This window comes from Nocardia sp. NPDC003269, from assembly GCF_042888005.1.
Lineage (GTDB): Bacteria > Actinomycetota > Actinomycetes > Mycobacteriales > Mycobacteriaceae > Nocardia.
In genome coordinates, this window is sequence record NZ_JBIAPA010000005.1 from 1 (window position 1) to 16455 (window position 16455).

General features: G+C 71.9%; 13 protein-coding genes. 5 read left to right on the plus strand and 8 right to left on the minus strand.

Translation table 11 applies throughout. From position 1 onward, the window contains the following. Positions 1-374: 374 nt before the first annotated feature. Genes bioD through ACFYWJ_RS31335 form a run of 3 tightly spaced genes read right to left on the minus strand, consistent with a single transcriptional unit; the run spans position 375 to position 3519 of the window. On the minus strand, positions 375-1043 hold the full coding sequence (gene bioD, locus ACFYWJ_RS31325; protein ID WP_355284939.1) for a dethiobiotin synthase: 669 nt from the start codon (positions 1041-1043) through the stop codon (positions 375-377). Continuing rightward, the gene (locus ACFYWJ_RS31330; protein WP_387163491.1) at positions 1040-2194 is read right to left on the minus strand and encodes an 8-amino-7-oxononanoate synthase; all 1155 of its coding nucleotides are present in this window, start codon (positions 2192-2194) and stop codon (positions 1040-1042) included. The genes bioD and ACFYWJ_RS31330 overlap by 4 nt, the downstream gene beginning before the upstream one ends. 47 nt (positions 2195-2241) lie before the next feature. After that, on the minus strand, positions 2242-3519 hold the full coding sequence (locus ACFYWJ_RS31335) for an adenosylmethionine--8-amino-7-oxononanoate transaminase (RefSeq protein ID WP_355284934.1): 1278 nt from the start codon (positions 3517-3519) through the stop codon (positions 2242-2244). Between the two features lie 351 nt (positions 3520-3870). Here ACFYWJ_RS31335 and glgX point away from each other — a divergent pair, with 351 nt between their 5' ends. Next, complete coding sequence (glgX, locus tag ACFYWJ_RS31340; protein WP_355284931.1) at positions 3871-5991, plus strand: glycogen debranching protein GlgX; 2121 nt, start codon at positions 3871-3873, stop codon at positions 5989-5991. Between the two features lie 8 nt (positions 5992-5999). Then, positions 6000-8420, plus strand: coding sequence for a malto-oligosyltrehalose synthase (treY, locus tag ACFYWJ_RS31345; RefSeq protein WP_355284929.1), 2421 nt, complete (start codon positions 6000-6002; stop codon positions 8418-8420). 6 nt (positions 8421-8426) lie between these two features. On the opposite strand, the gene ACFYWJ_RS31350 is transcribed toward treY, so the two are convergent. From ACFYWJ_RS31350 to ACFYWJ_RS31360, 3 genes are all read right to left on the minus strand, one after another. Further along, positions 8427-9233: a methyltransferase domain-containing protein gene (locus tag ACFYWJ_RS31350; protein ID WP_355284926.1), complete on the minus strand. Its 807-nt coding sequence runs from the start codon at positions 9231-9233 to the stop codon at positions 8427-8429. Positions 9234-9303: 70 nt separating this feature from the next. Continuing rightward, entirely contained in the window at positions 9304-9729 is a 426-nt protein-coding gene (locus tag ACFYWJ_RS31355; protein ID WP_355284267.1) for a hypothetical protein, read from the minus strand. Between the two features lie 29 nt (positions 9730-9758). After that, positions 9759-10115 (minus strand): nuclear transport factor 2 family protein, encoded by a 357-nt coding sequence (locus ACFYWJ_RS31360; RefSeq protein ID WP_355284269.1) that lies wholly within the window; start codon positions 10113-10115, stop codon positions 9759-9761. A gap of 159 nt (positions 10116-10274) precedes the next feature. On the opposite strand from ACFYWJ_RS31360, the gene ACFYWJ_RS31365 reads away from it, so the two are divergent. After that, positions 10275-12944: an AAA family ATPase gene (locus ACFYWJ_RS31365; RefSeq protein ID WP_355284272.1), complete on the plus strand. Its 2670-nt coding sequence runs from the start codon at positions 10275-10277 to the stop codon at positions 12942-12944. On the opposite strand, the gene ACFYWJ_RS31370 is transcribed toward ACFYWJ_RS31365, so the two are convergent. Then, positions 12933-13148, minus strand: coding sequence for a hypothetical protein (locus ACFYWJ_RS31370; RefSeq protein WP_355284274.1), 216 nt, complete (start codon positions 13146-13148; stop codon positions 12933-12935). The two genes, ACFYWJ_RS31365 and ACFYWJ_RS31370, sit on opposite strands and share 12 nt — an antisense overlap. A 96-nt stretch (positions 13149-13244) precedes the next feature. On the opposite strand from ACFYWJ_RS31370, the gene ACFYWJ_RS31375 reads away from it, so the two are divergent. Beyond that, entirely contained in the window at positions 13245-13679 is a 435-nt protein-coding gene (locus tag ACFYWJ_RS31375) for a nitroreductase family deazaflavin-dependent oxidoreductase (protein ID WP_355284276.1), read from the plus strand. 90 nt (positions 13680-13769) lie between these two features. After that, entirely contained in the window at positions 13770-15122 is a 1353-nt protein-coding gene (gene ilvA / locus ACFYWJ_RS31380; RefSeq protein ID WP_355284277.1) for a threonine ammonia-lyase IlvA, read from the plus strand. A 21-nt stretch (positions 15123-15143) separates the two neighbouring features. On the opposite strand, the gene ACFYWJ_RS31385 is transcribed toward ilvA, so the two are convergent. Then, entirely contained in the window at positions 15144-16394 is a 1251-nt protein-coding gene (locus ACFYWJ_RS31385) for a serine hydrolase domain-containing protein (RefSeq protein ID WP_355284280.1), read from the minus strand. Between the last annotated feature and the right edge of the window lie 61 nt (positions 16395-16455).

Consider the following 16455-nt stretch of genomic DNA (forward strand, 5'->3'; position numbering starts at 1 on the left):
GAGGCCGGAACCAATAATAATATTGGCACTGACATTCATCGACACACTATTGAGTTCTCAAAGAACACACGCACAAGCTTCTACCCACAACATTTCGCAGGGGCTTCAGCAGGTCAAGGGTTCAAACTTTAGCGCGGACGATCCACCGAAGCAAGTCCGGAAGACAGTGAGCCCGCACACATGATCAGTCAGGCGCTCATCGTCCTACCTCGTTTCCCTGTGCGATCCGCTAGCCTCGAGAGGCTCGGCGGTTCGGCACCGGGTCGGTGTCCGTGTCGCTCTGACTCGAATTAAGTTACGCATCGCCGATCATGAAGTCAAATCGGCTGGTCAGCGGGCGTTTCGTCGACGATCGATGATCATCGGGGCGCCACTCAGGGCCGCCAGCCGGCGGGGAACCAGCTCGGGGCGGTCACGGTGAACCGCTCGCGGTCCCATCCCCCGGCGCCCGCGGGGATCGCGCCGAGCAACGGGGTCTCGGTGACGCGCGGCAGATCGTCGCGATTGCACTGCGAGGCGAGGTCGGGCTCGGCGGGCCAGGAACCGATGACCAGTCCGGCGCACGGCACACCGGCGGCGGCCAGGGCGCGGGTGGTGAGTTCGCTGTGGTTGAGGGTGCCGAGACCGGCGGCCGCCACGACGAGGACGGGGGCGCCGAGTTTCTGCGCCAGGTCGAGGAGGGTGAACTCCCCCATCCGCACGAGCAGGCCGCCCGCGCCTTCGACCAGGACCAGGTCGGCGTCGCGCTGCGCGTCGATCGCGGCGACGGTCTCGTCCAGGGACAGCAGCGGCATGCCGGCGCGGCGGGCGGCGGTGTCCGGGGCGAGTGGTTCCGGGTAGCGGGCCAGCTCGACGGTGCGGGTCAGCCCGGTGAGGCGGGTGACCTCGGCGAGGTCACCCGGGGCGCCGGGGGCGATGCCGGTCTGCGCGGGTTTGCACACCGCGACCGAGCGGCCCGCGGCGTGCGCGGCGGCGGCCACGGCCGCGGTGACGACGGTCTTGCCGACGTCGGTCGAGGTGCCACTGATCAGCAGGAGGCTCATGCCGTCACCGGTTCCTTGCCACGGGCCGCGGCGAGCACGTCGCCGAGGACCTCGGCGATGGTGTCGAGTTCAGCGGGGGTGAGGTTGGCGCGCGCGGTCAGCCGCAGGCGCGAGGTGCCCTCGGGGACCGACGGCGGACGGAAGCAGCCGACGTCGAGGCCGCGGGCGCGGCAGGCCTGCGCGGCGTCGAAGGCGAGCTGCGCTTCGCCGAGGACCACCGAGACGACGGCGGAGTCCGGTTCGGGCACCCCGGCGATGCGGGCGATATCGGCCGCGCGGTCGAGCACCCGTGACGCCATCGCGGGATCGCGGCGCAGCAGACCGAGGGCCGCGCGGGCCGCGCCGACCGCGGCGGGGGCCAGGCCGGTGTCGAAGATGAAGGTGCGGGCGGCGTCGATGAGGTGGGCTCGGATGCGCGCGTCGGCCAGGACGACACCACCCTGCGCGGCGAAGGCCTTGGACAGGGTGGCGGTGATGACCAGATCGGGCTCGCCGGCCAAGCCCATCTCGTGTACCAGTCCGCGACCGCCCGTGCCGCGGACGCCGAGCCCGTGCGCCTCGTCGACGATCAGCACCGCGCCGTGCGCCCGGCACACCCGGTGCAGGTCGGCGAGCGGGGCGAGGTCGCCGTCGGCGCTGAAGACGGAGTCGGTGAGGACCAGCGCGCGCTCCTCGGCGCGTTCGGCGAGCAGGCGTTCGACGGCGGCGACATCCCGGTGCGGGGCGATCTCCACCCTGGCCCGAGACAGCCGGCACGCGTCGACCAGGGACGCGTGACTGCCCGCGTCGGAGACGACGAGGGTGCCGCGACCGGCCAGCGCGGTCACCGCGCCGAGATTGGCGGCGTAGCCGGAGGCGAACACCAATCCGCTTTCGGCGCCGACGAATTCGGCCAGTTCGGCCTCGAGCTGGGCATGCTCGGCGGTCGTCCCGGTGACGAGGCGCGAACCGGTGGACCCGGCGCCCCAGCGGCGCACGGCCGAGATGGCGCCCTCGACGACCTCGGGATGGCGGACCAGGCCCAGGTAGTCGTTGGACGCGAGGTCGATCGCGGACGACTCGGCGGCGCGCGGGCGCAGGTGTCGGCGCAGCCCGGCGTCGACCCGCTCGGCCGCGCGCTCGTCCAACCAGCTCAACGGATCCGTACTCACAGCTGGGGAGCTTACTTGAACGCCGTTCAGGGGATGCGGTCGCGGCGTCATCCGAGGCTCGCCTTCACCGCGGCGCGCACGGCGCCGGTGATGGTGGCGATGTCCTCGGTGGTGCTGATGAACGGCGGCATCGTGTAGACGAGGGTGCGGAACGGGCGCAGCCACGCGCCCGCGTCGACGGCCGCGTCGGTGGCGGCCCGCATGTCGACGGGTGCGTCGAGCTCGACGACCCCGATCGCGCCAAGCACCCGCACGTCGGCGACACCGGGCAGCGCGGCCAGCGGCTCCAGACCCACCCGCAGCTCGGACTCGATCCGGGCGACCTCGCCCCGCCAGTCCCGCGAGCGCAGCAGCTCGATCGAGGCGATCGCCACGGCGCAGGCCAGCGGATTGCCCATGAAGGTCGGCCCGTGCATGAGCCCGCCGTGCGCGGCGCTGATCGTCTCGGCGATCCGCGCGGTGCACAGGGTGGCGGCCAGGGTGAGATAGCCGCCGGTCAGCGCCTTGCCGACACACATCACGTCGGGGGCGACGCCGACGTGGTCGGCGGCGAACAGCTCGCCGGTGCGGCCGAAGCCGGTGGCGATCTCGTCGAAGATGAGCAGCACGTCGTTCTCGTCGCAGATCCGGCGCAGTTCGGTGAGGTAGCGCGGGTCGTGCCAGCGCATCCCGCCCGCGCCCTGGACCACCGGTTCGACGATCACCGCGGCCAGCTCGTCCCGATGACTCGCGACCGCACGTTCGAGCTCGGCGACATAGTCGGCGTCGAAGCCGGCCGGCGGCGCGGGGACGAAGACCTGCTCGGTGAGGACGTCGGTCCACAGCGCGTGCATGCCGCCGTCGGGGTCGCACACGCTCATCGGGGTGAAGGTGTCGCCGTGGTAGCCGCCGCGCCAGGTGAGCAGCCGGTGCTTGCCCGGCTTGCCGACCCCGCGCCAGTACTGCAGGCACATCTTCGCGGCGACCTCGACCGACACCGAGCCGGAATCGCAGAGGAAGACCTTGTCCAGACCGGCCGGCGTGAGCTCGACGAGCAGCTGGGTGAGCCGGGTGGCCGGGGCGTGGGTGAGGCCGCCGAACATGACGTGGCTCATCCGCTGCGACTGCGCGAGCAGCGCCGCGTCGAGGACCGGGTGCCGGTAGCCGTGCACCGCCGCCCACCACGAACTCATCCCGTCGACCAGCTCGCGGCCGTCGGCCAGCGTCAGCCTGGTGCCCGCCGCGCTCGCGACGACCAGCGGTTCGGTGGTCGCCGGGAAGCCGCCGTAGGGATGCCAGACGTGCTCGGCATCGAGGGCACTGATCTGCTCGGGGGTCAGGTCCACAGGGTTTCCTCGTCGTCGCCCGGTTGCCGTCGCCGACGGCCTTGAACACCGTTCAAGTTAGCACTAGCGCTCAGGGATCGAGCGGCCGATCGGCGATTGCCGCGGGAACGCGCGCCGGCGCTGCCCGCACCGCGGCGAGCTCGGGACCCGCCGAGGGCGCCTACCTCCGGCTCGAGCACGTGCTCCCCCGCCCCGGCAGACAGGCGGGCCCGCACTGGCATCCCGAGATCGCCGAGACCTGGACCGTGCACGTCATCCGCCCGGCGCCTGCTCGCGGCCGCTGACCAGGGGTGACGAAGCACCCACGCGCACCGCGCGCGGGCGGGGACCGGATTCCTCTACTGTCGTAGCATGTCGAGCCCGTACGACCGATCCGGTGAGGTGACCCCACTGGGCGTGTGGCCGGGCACCGCGTATCCGCTGGGCGCCACCTACGACGGCGCGGGCACGAATTTCTCGGTGTTCTCCGAGGTCGCCACGCGGGTGGAACTGAGCCTGATCGCCAAGGACGGCGCCGAGACCCGAGTCGAGCTCGACGAGGTCGACGGGTACGTCTGGCACGCCTACCTCCCCGCGATCACGCCGGGCCAGCGCTACGGTTTCCGCGTCCACGGCCCGTACGAGCCCGAGCTCGGACTGCGCTGCGATCCCAGCAAGCTGCTGCTCGATCCGTACGGGAAGGCCTTCGACGGGCAGTTCGTCAACGATCCGTCGCTGTACACCTACGGCCTGGATTCGCTGGGCCACACCATGACCGGCGTGGTGATCAACCCGTTCTTCGACTGGGGCGCCGACCGGCCGCCGAACCGGCCCTACCACGAGACGGTGATCTACGAGGCGCACGTCAAGGGCATGACGATGACCCATCCCGACGTGCCGGAGGAACTGCGCGGCACGTACGCGGGCCTGGCGCATCCGGCGATCATCGGGCATCTGAAGAGCCTGGGCGTCACCGCGATCGAGCTCATGCCGGTGCACCAGTTCTTCCACGATCACGTGCTGACCGATCAGGGGCTGCGCAACTACTGGGGCTACAACAGCATCGGCTACCTGGCCCCGCACAACCAGTACTCGGCCCGCCCGCGCGGTGACGCCGCGGTCGCCGAATTCAAGGCGCTGGTGCGCGCGATGCACGCCGAGGGCATCGAGGTGATCCTCGACGTGGTCTACAACCACACCGGCGAGGGCAATCACCTCGGGCCGACGCTGAGCCTGCGCGGCATCGACAACGCCGCCTACTACCGCCTCGACGAGACCGAGCCCGCGCACTACAAGGACTACACCGGCACCGGCAACAGCCTCAATGTGCGGCATCCGCACACCCTGCAGCTGATCATGGACTCCCTGCGCTACTGGATCCTGGACATGCACGTCGACGGCTTCCGGTTCGACCTCGCCGCCACGCTGGCCCGCGAATTGCACGATGTGGACCGGCTTTCCGCGTTCTTCGACCTGGTGCACCAGGACCCGGTGGTGAGCCAGGTCAAGCTCATCGCCGAACCGTGGGACGTCGGCGAGGGCGGCTACCAGGTCGGCAACTTCCCGAGTCTGTGGACGGAGTGGAACGGCAAGTACCGCGACACCGTGCGCGACTACTGGCGTGGTGAGCCCGCGACGCTGGGCGAGTTCGCGTATCGGCTCACCGGTTCCTCGGATCTGTACGAGTCGACCGGACGCCGCCCGAGCGCCAGCATCAACTTCGTCACCGCGCACGACGGCTTCACGCTGCGGGACCTGGTGTCCTACAACGAGAAACACAACGACGCCAACGGCGAGGGCAACCGCGACGGCGAGAGCCACAACCGGTCGTGGAACTGCGGCGTCGAGGGACCGACCGACGATCCGGCGATCCTGGAACTGCGGGCGCGCCAGCAGCGCAACCTGCTGGCCACGCTGATCCTGAGCCAGGGCACGCCGATGCTGGCCCACGGCGACGAGATCGGCCGCACCCAGCTCGGCAACAACAATGTGTACTGCCAGGATTCGCCGCTGTCGTGGATGGACTGGTCGCTGGCGCGGACCAACGCCGATCTGCTCGAGTTCACCCGCTCGGCGATCGCGCTGCGCACCGCGCACCCGATCTTCCGGCGCCGCCGCTTCCTCGCCGCCGGACCCGGCGACGGCGCGGGCCGCAATCGCGAGATCGCCTGGTTCACCCCGGCCGGGGCCGAGATGACCACCGACGACTGGCACAGCGGCTTCGGGAAATCCCTGGCCGTGCTGCTCGACGGCGACGGCATTCCCGAGCCGGGACCGCGCGGCGAACGGATCAGCGACGACTCGTTCCTGCTGTGCTTCAATGCGCACGACGACGCGCTCGATTTCGTGCTGCCAGGACCGGAGTTCGGTGCCGAATGGACACCGGCCCTGGATTGTTCGACCCCCACCGGAACGGCCGACGGGGTCTATCCCGCGGCCTCGACACTCCCCGTCCCCAGCCGCTGCCTGCTCGTCCTGCGCCGAACCGCCTAGCCGAAACGATGACCGAGACCTACGTGACCGATCCGCTGACCCTGCTGCACCGCGCGCCCATCCGGCCGAGCACGGTGCGCAGCACCTACCGGCTGCAACTGCGCCCGGACGCGCTCACCTTCGCCGATGCCCGCGCCATCGCCGAATACCTGCAGCAGCTGGGGATCTCGCATCTGTATCTGTCGCCGATCCTGACCGCGGCGCACGGCTCGACGCACGGCTACGACGTCACCGATCCCACCACGGTCTCGGCCGCGCTGGGCGGGCCGACCGGGCTCAAGGCGCTCTCGGACGAGGTGCGCAGCCGCGGGATGGGCTTGATCGTCGACCTGGTGCCCAATCACGTCGGTGTGGCCGATCCGCGGCAGAACCCGTGGTGGTGGGATGTGCTGCGCAACGGTCAGCAGTCCAAGTACGCCAAGTACTTCGACATCGACTGGAGTCCGGGCAACGGTGCGGGCGGACGCCTCGCGCTCCCGGTGTTGCAGAGCGAGAACGATCCGGCCGCACTGTCGGTCGACCGGTCCGGCCACGAACCGATGCTGGCGCTGCACGATCTGCGCTTCCCGATCGCGCCGGGCACCGACGGCGACAACGCGTTGCGCATCCACGATCGCCAGCACTACCGCCTGGTGAGCTGGAAGGCCGGCGTGTGCACCTACCGGCGGTTCTTCGCGGTGAGCAGCCTGGCCGCGGTCCGGCAGGAGGACCCCGAGGTCTTCGAGGCGACCCACCGCGAGCTGGCCGCCTGGTGCGAACACGATCTCATCGACGGTGTGCGGGTGGACCACCCCGACGGGTTGTCGCACCCGAGCGCCTATCTGACCCGGCTGCGCAGGCTGATCGGCCCGCAGCGGCTGCTGCTGGTGGAGAAGATCCTCGCCAACCGGGAGCCGCTCGACGCGACGCTGCCGGTCGACGGCACCACCGGCTACGACGCGCTCGCCGATCTCGGCGGTGTCCTGATCGATCCGGCCGGCGAGGCCGCGATGACCGAGCTGTCCCAGCACGTCGCCGGGCACGGCAGCGACCGCGCCTGGTTCGGTGAGACCGAGCACCGGATCAAGCGCGCCGTCGCGGAAACCATTCTGGCGCCGGAGATCCGGCGGCTGGTCGCCGCGATCAAACGCGACGGCAACGCGGGCAGCTTCGACACCCTCGCGGTGAGCAACGCGACCATCGAGGTGCTGGCGTTCATGCCGGTGTACCGGGTGGACTACGCGCCGCTGGCCGGGATCACCGCGGCCGTCGTCGCGGAGGTGGAGAAGCGCAACGCCGAGCTGACGGCGCCGCTGTCGGTGCTGGTGACCGCGCTGTCGGTGGGTGGGGAGGCGGCGATCCGGTTCTCCCAGGTGTGCGGCGCGATCACCGCGAAGTCGGTCGAGGACACCATGTTCTATCAGGGCGCGCGGCTGGTGTCGCTGCAGGAGGTGGGCGGCAATCCGGCGCGCTTCGGCCACACCGTCAACGACTTCCACCTGTCCAACAGCGAGCGCTCGCAGCGCTGGCCCGCCACCATGACGACCCTGTCGACCCACGACACCAAGCGCGGCGAGGACGTGCGCGCCCGGATCGGGGTGCTGTCGCAGGTCGCCGAGATCTGGTCGCAGCGGGTGCGCGGCTGGCTGGAGACGACGCCGGCACCCGACGGCGCGACGGCGCTGTTCCTGTTGCAGAACATGTTCGGGGTCTGGCCCGCCGACGGGCGGCCCGCGTCCTCGGTGCCGGGGTTGCGGGATCGGCTGCATCTGTTCGCGGAGAAGTCGATTCGCGAGGCCGGGACCAAGACGTCCTGGGAGGAACCGGACGCGGAGTTCGAATCGTCGGTGCACGGCTGGCTGGACGCGGTGATCGACGGCCCGGTCGGCACCGGCATCGGCGATCTGGCGCACGAGCTGGCCCCGCACGCCTGGTCGGACGCGGTGTCGCAGAAGCTGTTACAGCTGTGCGGGCCCGGTATCCCGGACATCTATCAGGGCACCGAACTGTGGGAGGACTCCCTCGTCGACCCGGACAACCGCCGCCCGGTGAACTTCGCCGTGCGCGCCGGGCTGCTCCAATCCCTCACCGAGCCACCGACACTGGACACCACGGGGGCGGCGAAGATGTGGGTGGTCGCCTACGCGCTGTGGTTGCGCCGGGAACGGCCGGAGTGCTTCGTGGGCGGGATGTACCGGCCGCTCTACGGCGCCGGGGAGCACGCGCAGCGGCTGGTCGCCTTCGGGCGCGGACCGGCGGGTGAGGCGCCCGAGGTGATCGTCGCGGCGACCAGGCACTCGGTCGGGCTGGCCGCGACCGGCTGGCTCGACACCACCTTGCACCTGCCGGAAGGCACGTGGGTCGACCGGCTCACCGGCTCCACGTTCGCGGGCAGTGTCCGGCTGGACAAGCTGTTCACCCGGCTGCCGGTGGCCCTGCTGGTGCGCTGAGCGGCGTCACGGCCGGTGCGCGAGCACCGCGAACATGGTGACCGACATGTGGTAGTCGCCGGCCTCGACGCCGTGCGCGATCGCGGCGGTCAGCTCGTCGGCCTGCGCGGCGGTGATCACGCCCGTGGCGCGGCCGGTGGCGACCATCTGCCCGACCAGCGGGATCGCGGTGTCGGCGTCCCAGATCACCGCCTGGGAGGCCTGGTCGTCGATGACGAATCCGGCCCGGACCAGCAGCCCGCGCAGGCGACGGCCGGAGCCGGGGTTGGCGGTGTCGGCCCGCATCCGTTCCGACAGCGCGGCGACGACGGCCGGGTCGCCGGGGTGCAGGATCGCGGTGTACCAGTCGCTGTCGACGAGGCAGACCCGGCCGCCGGGACGCAGGACGCGGGCGATCTCGGCGGTGGCGGCGGCGGGGTCGTCGAGGTGCTGGAAGACCCGCTCGCAGCGGACCACATCGACGGAATCGTCCGGCAGCGGAAGCGCGGCGGCGGTGCCCTCGGCGAATTCGGCAGTTGTGCCGCGCGCCCGCTCGCGGGCGATCGTGAGCATGGCCGGATTCGCGTCGACGCCGACGGCCCGGCCGTGCGGACCCACCCGGTCGGCGAAGGCGAGGACCTCCGAGCCGGTACCGGAGCCGATGTCGAGGGCGGTGTCGCCGGGTCGCGGCGCCAGGACGTCGAGCACCCAGCGCCGCATCCGGACGACGCCGGACAGCTCGGCCTGCCGGTCCAGCAGGGTGATCAGCAGGTCGTCGGCCGCACCGGCGGCGTCGACGTGGAAGGACGGTAGCTGATCGTCGGGAACGGCCATGCCTACGACGCTACGCCGCGCGAAACGCGAGGCCACGATGGTCGTGGCCTCGCGTTTCGCGGTTCGCTGTTCAGTGGCTGGTGCCGCGCAGACCGCGGTACTGCAGGGCGGCGAAGGCGCCGACGGTGACGGCTTGCAGCACTCCCCACACCGACCCGGCCACGGTCAGCCCGAGGACTCCGGTGACCACGGCGACCAGGCTCGCGACCACCCAGGTCGCGTTGCCGATCGCGACCGCCGCCGCCGCGTACCGGACCACCGGCGACCTCCGGCCGACCACCGCGACCGCGAGGCCGTAGGCGGTGAGGAAGGCGCCGATCGCGAGGCCGGCCCGGGTGTCGAGGCCGAGCAGCCGCTCCAGCAGCGGCGCCAGGGCGAGGTAGGCGACGCCGTTGACGGTGGTGACGACGGCGTCGAGGCGCAGCGAGAGCAGCAGCAGCGGCTCGCCCGGGGTGAGCAGGGTGGACAGGCGGGACGGGGCGGTGGCGGTGGTCATGGCGGATCTCCTTGGCGGTGTCGGAAATATCAGGCGGACGCGGGGACCTGGTCGAGGAAGCCGTAGACGCTGTCGATGCGGCCGTCGGCGAGGACGGCGACGTCGAAGCCGATCACCACGGCGTCACCGTCGGCGGGGCCGAGCCCCCAGGTGAAGCGCACCTGGTCGTGGTGGGCGTCGACCGGGCCCGCCAGGCGGAAGGTCCAGTCGGGGAACTGGGTCTGCACGCCGGCGATGGCGGCCTCGAGTTCGGCGTGGCCGGTGACGGCGACCAGCGGGTCGACGTAGCGGGCCTCGGGGGTGAACAGCCGGGTGACCGCGGCGCGGCGGGCACCGGGCTCGCGGGTGTTCCATGCCTCCAGGTACTGCGCGACGACGGTGTTCATCTCGACCTCCGAAAATGTGCTGTGAGCTGGTGTTTCGCGGGTTGTTCCTGCGATGACACCTACGTTATGGCGCGACGGGGGTAGGTCGAATCAGTCGTCTATAGGTACTTCTCGCGACACGCGAACCGCCGGTACCGGTACGGCGCTACCGTGGTGCGCATGCTGCACGGACGCGAAACCGAACAGGCCACGATCGATGACCTGCTCACGGCCGCGCGCGCCGGGCGCAGCGGGGCGCTGGTGCTGCGCGGCGAGGCCGGGATCGGCAAGTCCGCCCTACTGGAGTACGCGGCGGCGCAGGGCATTCCGGCGATTCGCAGTGCCGGGATCGAGTCCGAGGCCGAATTGCCTTTCGCGGCACTGCATCTGCTGGTGCGCCCGGCGATGGAGCTGGTCCGGCGGCTGCCGCCACGACAGCGCGACGCGATGGACGCCGCATTCGGCCTGGGCGACAGCACGCCCGCGGACCTGATGCTGATCGGCCTGGCCGTGCTGACGCTGCTGGCCGAGGAAGCGGCCGACGGCCCGCTGCTGGTCCTGATCGACGACGCGCACTGGCTGGACCGGGCGACGGCGCAGACCCTGCTGTTCGCCGCGCGCCGGCTCGACGCCGAGGGGGTGGTGATCCTGTTCGCCACCCGGTCCGGCCCCGACGACTTCCCGGCGCCGGGACTGCCCGAACTGGCCCTGTCGGGGCTGCGCGCCGAGGCCGCCGCCGCCCTGCTCGACGCGGGCCCGACCCGGCTCTCGCCCACGACGCGCTATCGCCTGCTCGCCGAATCGGGGGGCAATCCCCTTGCCCTGCTGGAACTTCCGGCCGCGGCGGGCAACGCGGAGGATCCGAATCCGCTGCCACTGACCCAGCGGCTCCAGCTGGCCTTCCACGGCCGGGTGGCCCGGTTGCCCGCGCCGACCCGGACGATCCTGCTGATCGCCGCGGCCGCGGGCGCCGAGGATCTGGCGCCGGTACTGCGCGCCGCCGCGACCCTCGGCGCGGGACTCGACGACCTACAGCGGGCCCAGGACGCCGATCTGGTGCGCACCGACGGGCAGGTGCTGACCTGGCGTCATCCGCTCTCCCGGGCCGCCGTCTACCAGGGTTCGGCGCTCACCGAGCGCTTGGCCGCGCACCGCGCCCTCGCCGCCGCGCTCGACGACGCCGACGCCGCCGACCTGCGGGCCTGGCATCTCGCCTGCGCCGCGACCGGACCCGACGAAGCCGCGGCCACCGCGCTGGAGCGCACCGCCGATCGGGCCAGGCGGCGCACCGGATTCCACGGCGCGGTCGCCGCCTACGACCGGGCCGCGGCGCTCAGCGCCGACGCCGACGCCCGGTTGCGCAGGCTGGTGCTGGCGGCTGAGACCGCCACCGAGGCCGGACTCACCGACCAGGCCGCGCGGCTGGCCGAGCGCGCCGCGTCGATGTCGACCGACGCGGCGATCGAGTCGCGCCTCGAACTGGTGCGCGCGCAGGCCGAATTCGCCGCGGGCAAGCCGGGTTCCGCGCATCGGCGGCTGATGGCGGTGGCGGCGCGGGAGACCGATCCGCGGGCCGCGGCGCGCATCGTCACCCGGGCGGTGCACACCGCCTGGTACCTCGGTCCCGCCGAGCTCGACGAGGTGGCGGCCTTGCTGGCCACGCTGCGGCTCGACGCCGGCGATCCGGTCACCCCGATCGTGCGCTACCTGACCGGCTCGGTGGCCGGGCTGCGCACGGTCGACCTGCGAGCAGCGGCGGACGCGGCCCGCGCGAACGGCGCCGACAGTCCCGCCGACCTGGTCCAGCTGTGCGGCAGCGGACTCGTCGTCGGTCAGGACGACCAGGTCGGCGAGCTGGCCGACGTGCTCATCGGCGAAGCCAGGGAGCAGGGCCGGATCGCGCTGCTCGCACCGCTGCTGTTCTTCCGCGCCGAAGCCGAGCTGTTCGGTGGCCGCCCCGGCGAGAGCCGGATCGCCGCCGAGGAGGGGCTGCGGATCGCCGAGGACATCGGCCAGCCGCAGTGGATCAGTCAGCTCACCGCGTTCCTTGCCTACGCGGCCGCGCTGCGTGGCGACGAACAGTCCTGCCGTGACTACGCCGATCGCGCGGTTGCCGAGGCCTTCGGCGGGGCGCAGGCGGTGGGCGCGCCGTGGGCGCACGCGGCGCTGGCGCTGCTCGCGCTCGGGCAGGGCAGGCTGGATCAGGCGCGGGCCGAACTGGACCACATGACCGTCGAACCGGCCCGGCATCACGTCAGCGGGCTGCGCACCCTGGCCGACCAGGTCGAGGTGGCCGCGCGGCTCGGCGACACCGACCGGGCTGTCGCGGCGCGGGAACAGCTCGACGCGTGGTCGGCGCGGGCCGGTCAGGAGTGGATCGCGGCTCTGGCCGCCAGGGCCGCGGCGATCCTCGCCGAGGGCGCCGACGCCGAGCGGCACTACCTCGCCGCGCTCCCGGCCCAGCGCCCGTTCGACGAGGCCCGCACCCGGCTGCTCTACGGCGAGTGGCTGCGCCGGGACAAACGCAAGGTCGACGCGCGGACCCAGCTCGAGCAGGCACTGGAGCTGTTCGACCGGCTCGACGCCGCGCCGTGGCGGGAACGCACCCGCACCGAACTCGCCGCGCTCGGCGTCGGCGCCGCCGCTCGCCCGGCGGGCGGCCCGCTCAGCGTGCTCACGCCGCAGGAATCGCAGATCGTGCGGCTGGCGGCGCAGGGCCTGTCGAACCGGGAGATCGCGGCGCGGTTGTTCCTGAGTCACCGCACGGTCGGGCACCACCTGTACAAGGCGTATCCGAAATTGGGGGTGCTCTCCCGCGGGGAGCTGCGCGAGCTCGACCTAGCGGAGTGAGTGCGCCCTGGCGGCACCGACCGACCAGCGCAGCGCGGCCACGGCGGCCGCGGCGAGCACGGCCGACTGGGCCGAGCCGAGGATCAACAGCAGCAGGGCGCCCACGACGAGCCCGGCGACCAGCGCCTCGAGCTTGTAGACCGGCCAGGCACTGCCCGCGATGTCGACCGTCGCGGTTGCTGCCGATGGGGTGACCACTGCCATGCACACAGGATAGACGGACATCGAAGTTCGGGCTACCGAACTTTCCCGTCCGGGCCTATCGGGAACATCACACCGCGACGGATCGTTGTGCAGGTCATGCCACTGACTGGAGAGTACGCACCGAGCACTTCGGACTGGGCTCGCACCCAGGCCGAGACCTACGAGAACTCCGGCGGAGCCGAGGGCACCTCGCTACAGGGCAAGCCGGTCATCCTGCTGACCACCAAGGGCGCCAAGACCGGCAAGCTCCGCAAGACCCCGCTGATGCGCGTCGAGCACGACGGCGAGTACGCCGTCGTCGCCTCGCTGGGCGGCGCGCCCAAGCACCCGGTCTGGTACTTCAACATCAAGGCCGAGCCGCATGTCGAGCTGCGCGACGGCACCGTCAGCAAGGACTACACCGCCCGTGAGGTCACCGGCGACGAGAAGGCGCTGTGGTGGGAGCGCGCGGTCGCGGTGTGGCCCGACTACGCCGAGTACCAGACGAAGACCGATCGCCAGATCCCCGTCTTCGTCCTCACCCCGCGCTGACGCCCCGGTCGCCGGGCCCGTCGTCGCGGCGGATCCGGCGACGGGAGGCGCGCTCTCGGTACGCCCGACCCCCTCGGTAGCATTTAGCGGGTGTCCCCCATCGCTGACGTCGCCGAAGTGTCCGTAACCCGTCCGCCGCTGACCGCGGACGAGATCGACGCCGCCGCCAAGCGAATTTCCGACATCATCGAGCCGACACCGCTGCAGTACTCCGCGCGGCTGTCGGCGAGCACCGGTGCGCAGGTCTACCTCAAGCGCGAAGACCTCACCGCGGTGCGCTCGTACAAGCTGCGCGGCGCCTACAACCTGATGGTCCAGCTCACGGCCGCCGAACGCGCGGCCGGTGTGGTCGCGGCCAGCGCGGGCAACCACGCCCAGGGCGTGGCCTTCGCCTGCCGGGCCATGGGCGTGCGCGGGCGCATCTACGTGCCGACCACCACCCCGAAGCAGAAGCGCGATCGCATCCGCGTGCACGGCGGCGAGTTCGTCGAGCTGATCGCCGTCGGCGAGACCTACGACGCGGCCGCCGCGGCCGCCGCCGACGACGTCGCCCGCACGGGCGCGACCATGGTGCCGCCGTTCGACGATCCGCGCACCGCTGCGGGCCAGGGCACCATCGCCGCCGAGTTCCTCGAGCAACTGGGCGCCGCGCCCGATCTGGTCATCGTCCCGGTCGGTGGCGGCGGGTGCCTCGCCGGCATCGGCACCTACCTGCGCGAACGCGCGCCGCAGGCCGGCCTGCTCGGCGTCGAGCCCGCGGGCGCGGCCTCGATGACCGCCGCGCTGGTGGCGGGCGGCCCGGTGACGCTGCCCGAGATCGACCCGTTCGTCGACGGCGCCGCGGTGCGCCGGATCGGCGACCTGCCGTACCAGGCGGCGTCCTCGTTCGGCGGCCGGGTGGTCTCACACGCCTCGCTGCCGCTGCTCACCACCACCGAATCCCCCACCGGCACAGCCTCTTTCCGGATGATGCAGGTCGACGAGGGTGCGATCTGCACCGCGATGCTCGACCTGTACCAGAGCGAGGGCATCATCGCCGAGCCCGCGGGCGCGCTGGCCACCGCGGCCCTGGCCGAGATCGAGATCGAGCCCGGTTCGACCGTGGTCGTGCTGGTCTCCGGCGGCAACAACGATGTCTCCCGCTACGGCGAGATCATCGAGCGCTCGCTGGTGCACCGGGGCCTCAAGCACTACTTCCTCGTCGACTTCCCGCAGGAACCCGGCGCGCTGCGCCGCTTCCTCGACGACGTGCTCGGCCCCGACGACGACATCACCATGTTCGAGTACGTCAAGCGCAACAACCGGGAGACCGGGGCGGCGCTGGTCGGCATCGAACTCGGCGCCACCGACGATCTGGCGTCGCTGCTGCATCGCATCGAGGAGTCCCCGATCCAGGCCGAGCGCCTGGAACCGGGTTCTCCCGCGTATCGCTACCTCACCTAGGCCGCGCTCGGCAGCCCCGGACTACGCCGCGACGCGGTCCGGGCGCTGCGTGCCGGAGCGGGACGCGCGGGCGCCCGCCACGGCCAGCGGCAGCAGCCAGCTCATCGCCAGCTGGTCGTAGGGCAGCAGGCCCTGGTCGAGGCGGTTGTGCACGAAGGCGATCGACAGTCCCGACTGCGGGTCGACCCAGCCGAAGGACCCGCCGAGCCCGATGTGACCGAAGGCGTTGCGCGCGCCGGGCACCGGCATCGAGTGATAGCCGAGGTGCCACATCATCGGGAAGTAGAACAGGGCGTGGTCGAGGCGGTAGGTCTGCACGCGCCGGATCGACCGGTGGGTCCCCGGCGTCAGGAACGGCCTGCCGTCGACGGTGAGCCCGTCGGCCAGCGCCGCGTACATCCTGGCCAGCCCCAGCGCGGTGCACACACCGTTGCCCGCGGGCATCTCGGAGTCGAGGATCGCCGGGTCGTCGCCGTCGAGGATGCTCTCCATGCCGGGCACGAACAGGCAGCGGGCCGCCGCGCCGAGCGGGCCGGGGATCCGCTGGCCGATCCGGTCGAGGAATCCGGCGGCGATCGGGTTGCCCGCCACGCTCAGGTGCGTGCCCGCCAGCCGCGCGTACTCCGTCGGCGAACCGGCGGCCGGACGACCGAGGTGGATGCCGTCGATGCCGAGCGGATCGGTGACCTCGCTGCGGATGAGCTCGCTCATGCTCTGCCCGGTGACGGCCCTGGCCACCCCGGCCAGCAGCCAGCCGTAGGTCAGCGCGTGGTAGGTCGGGGTGCCGAGCAGCCGGTCGGGGGTGGCCAGCGCGAGCCGGTCCTCCATGAGTTCGTGGTCGAGGGATTCGGCGGCGGTGGCGGCGACCGCGGGCAGCGAGGACAGGCCCGCGCGGTGGGTGAGCACGTCGGCGACGGTGATCGCGCCCTTGCCGTGCGCCGCGAATCGGGGCCAGTATTCGGCGACCGGCGCCTGGTAGTCGATCAGGCCGCGATCGGCGAGCCGGTGGATGACGGTGGCGGTGACGCCTTTGGTCGCGGAGAACACGATGGGCGCGGTGTCCGCGGTCCACGGCCGGTCGCCCGCGCTGCCGGTCCACAGATGGGCCAGGGGTTCGCCGTGCCGAGAGATCGCGATGGCGCCACCCGCGGCGCGGCGATGGCCGATCAAGGTGGCGAAGGCGCGCACCAGCGGACCGAATCCGGCCGCGGCGAAACCGCCGACACCGGCCGGAAGGGCAGCACTGTCCTGCCCGTAAGCGTCGTTGCTCATCGTTCAACCGTACGGACGTCTGTTCGCCTGGGCAACGGTCGGCCGCCGACCGTGGCCGAGC

Excerpts from the sequence above, each read along its gene's own strand:
- ACFYWJ_RS31385 (WP_355284280.1), bottom strand. The coding sequence starts at position 16,394 with ATGAGCAACGACGCTTACGGGCAGGACAGTGCTGCCCTTCCGGCCGGT.
- bioD (WP_355284939.1), bottom strand. The coding sequence starts at position 1,043 with ATGAGCCTCCTGCTGATCAGTGGCACCTCGACCGACGTCGGCAAGACC.
- ACFYWJ_RS31370 (WP_355284274.1), bottom strand. The coding sequence starts at position 13,148 with ATGGCAGTGGTCACCCCATCGGCAGCAACCGCGACGGTCGACATCGCG.
- glgX (WP_355284931.1), top strand. The coding sequence starts at position 3,871 with ATGTCGAGCCCGTACGACCGATCCGGTGAGGTGACCCCACTGGGCGTG.
- ACFYWJ_RS31360 (WP_355284269.1), bottom strand. The coding sequence starts at position 10,115 with ATGAACACCGTCGTCGCGCAGTACCTGGAGGCATGGAACACCCGCGAG.
- ACFYWJ_RS31355 (WP_355284267.1), bottom strand. The coding sequence starts at position 9,729 with ATGACCACCGCCACCGCCCCGTCCCGCCTGTCCACCCTGCTCACCCCG.
- treY (WP_355284929.1), top strand. The coding sequence starts at position 6,000 with ATGACCGAGACCTACGTGACCGATCCGCTGACCCTGCTGCACCGCGCG.
- ACFYWJ_RS31365 (WP_355284272.1), top strand. The coding sequence starts at position 10,275 with ATGCTGCACGGACGCGAAACCGAACAGGCCACGATCGATGACCTGCTC.
- ACFYWJ_RS31375 (WP_355284276.1), top strand. The coding sequence starts at position 13,245 with ATGCCACTGACTGGAGAGTACGCACCGAGCACTTCGGACTGGGCTCGC.
- ACFYWJ_RS31350 (WP_355284926.1), bottom strand. The coding sequence starts at position 9,233 with ATGGCCGTTCCCGACGATCAGCTACCGTCCTTCCACGTCGACGCCGCC.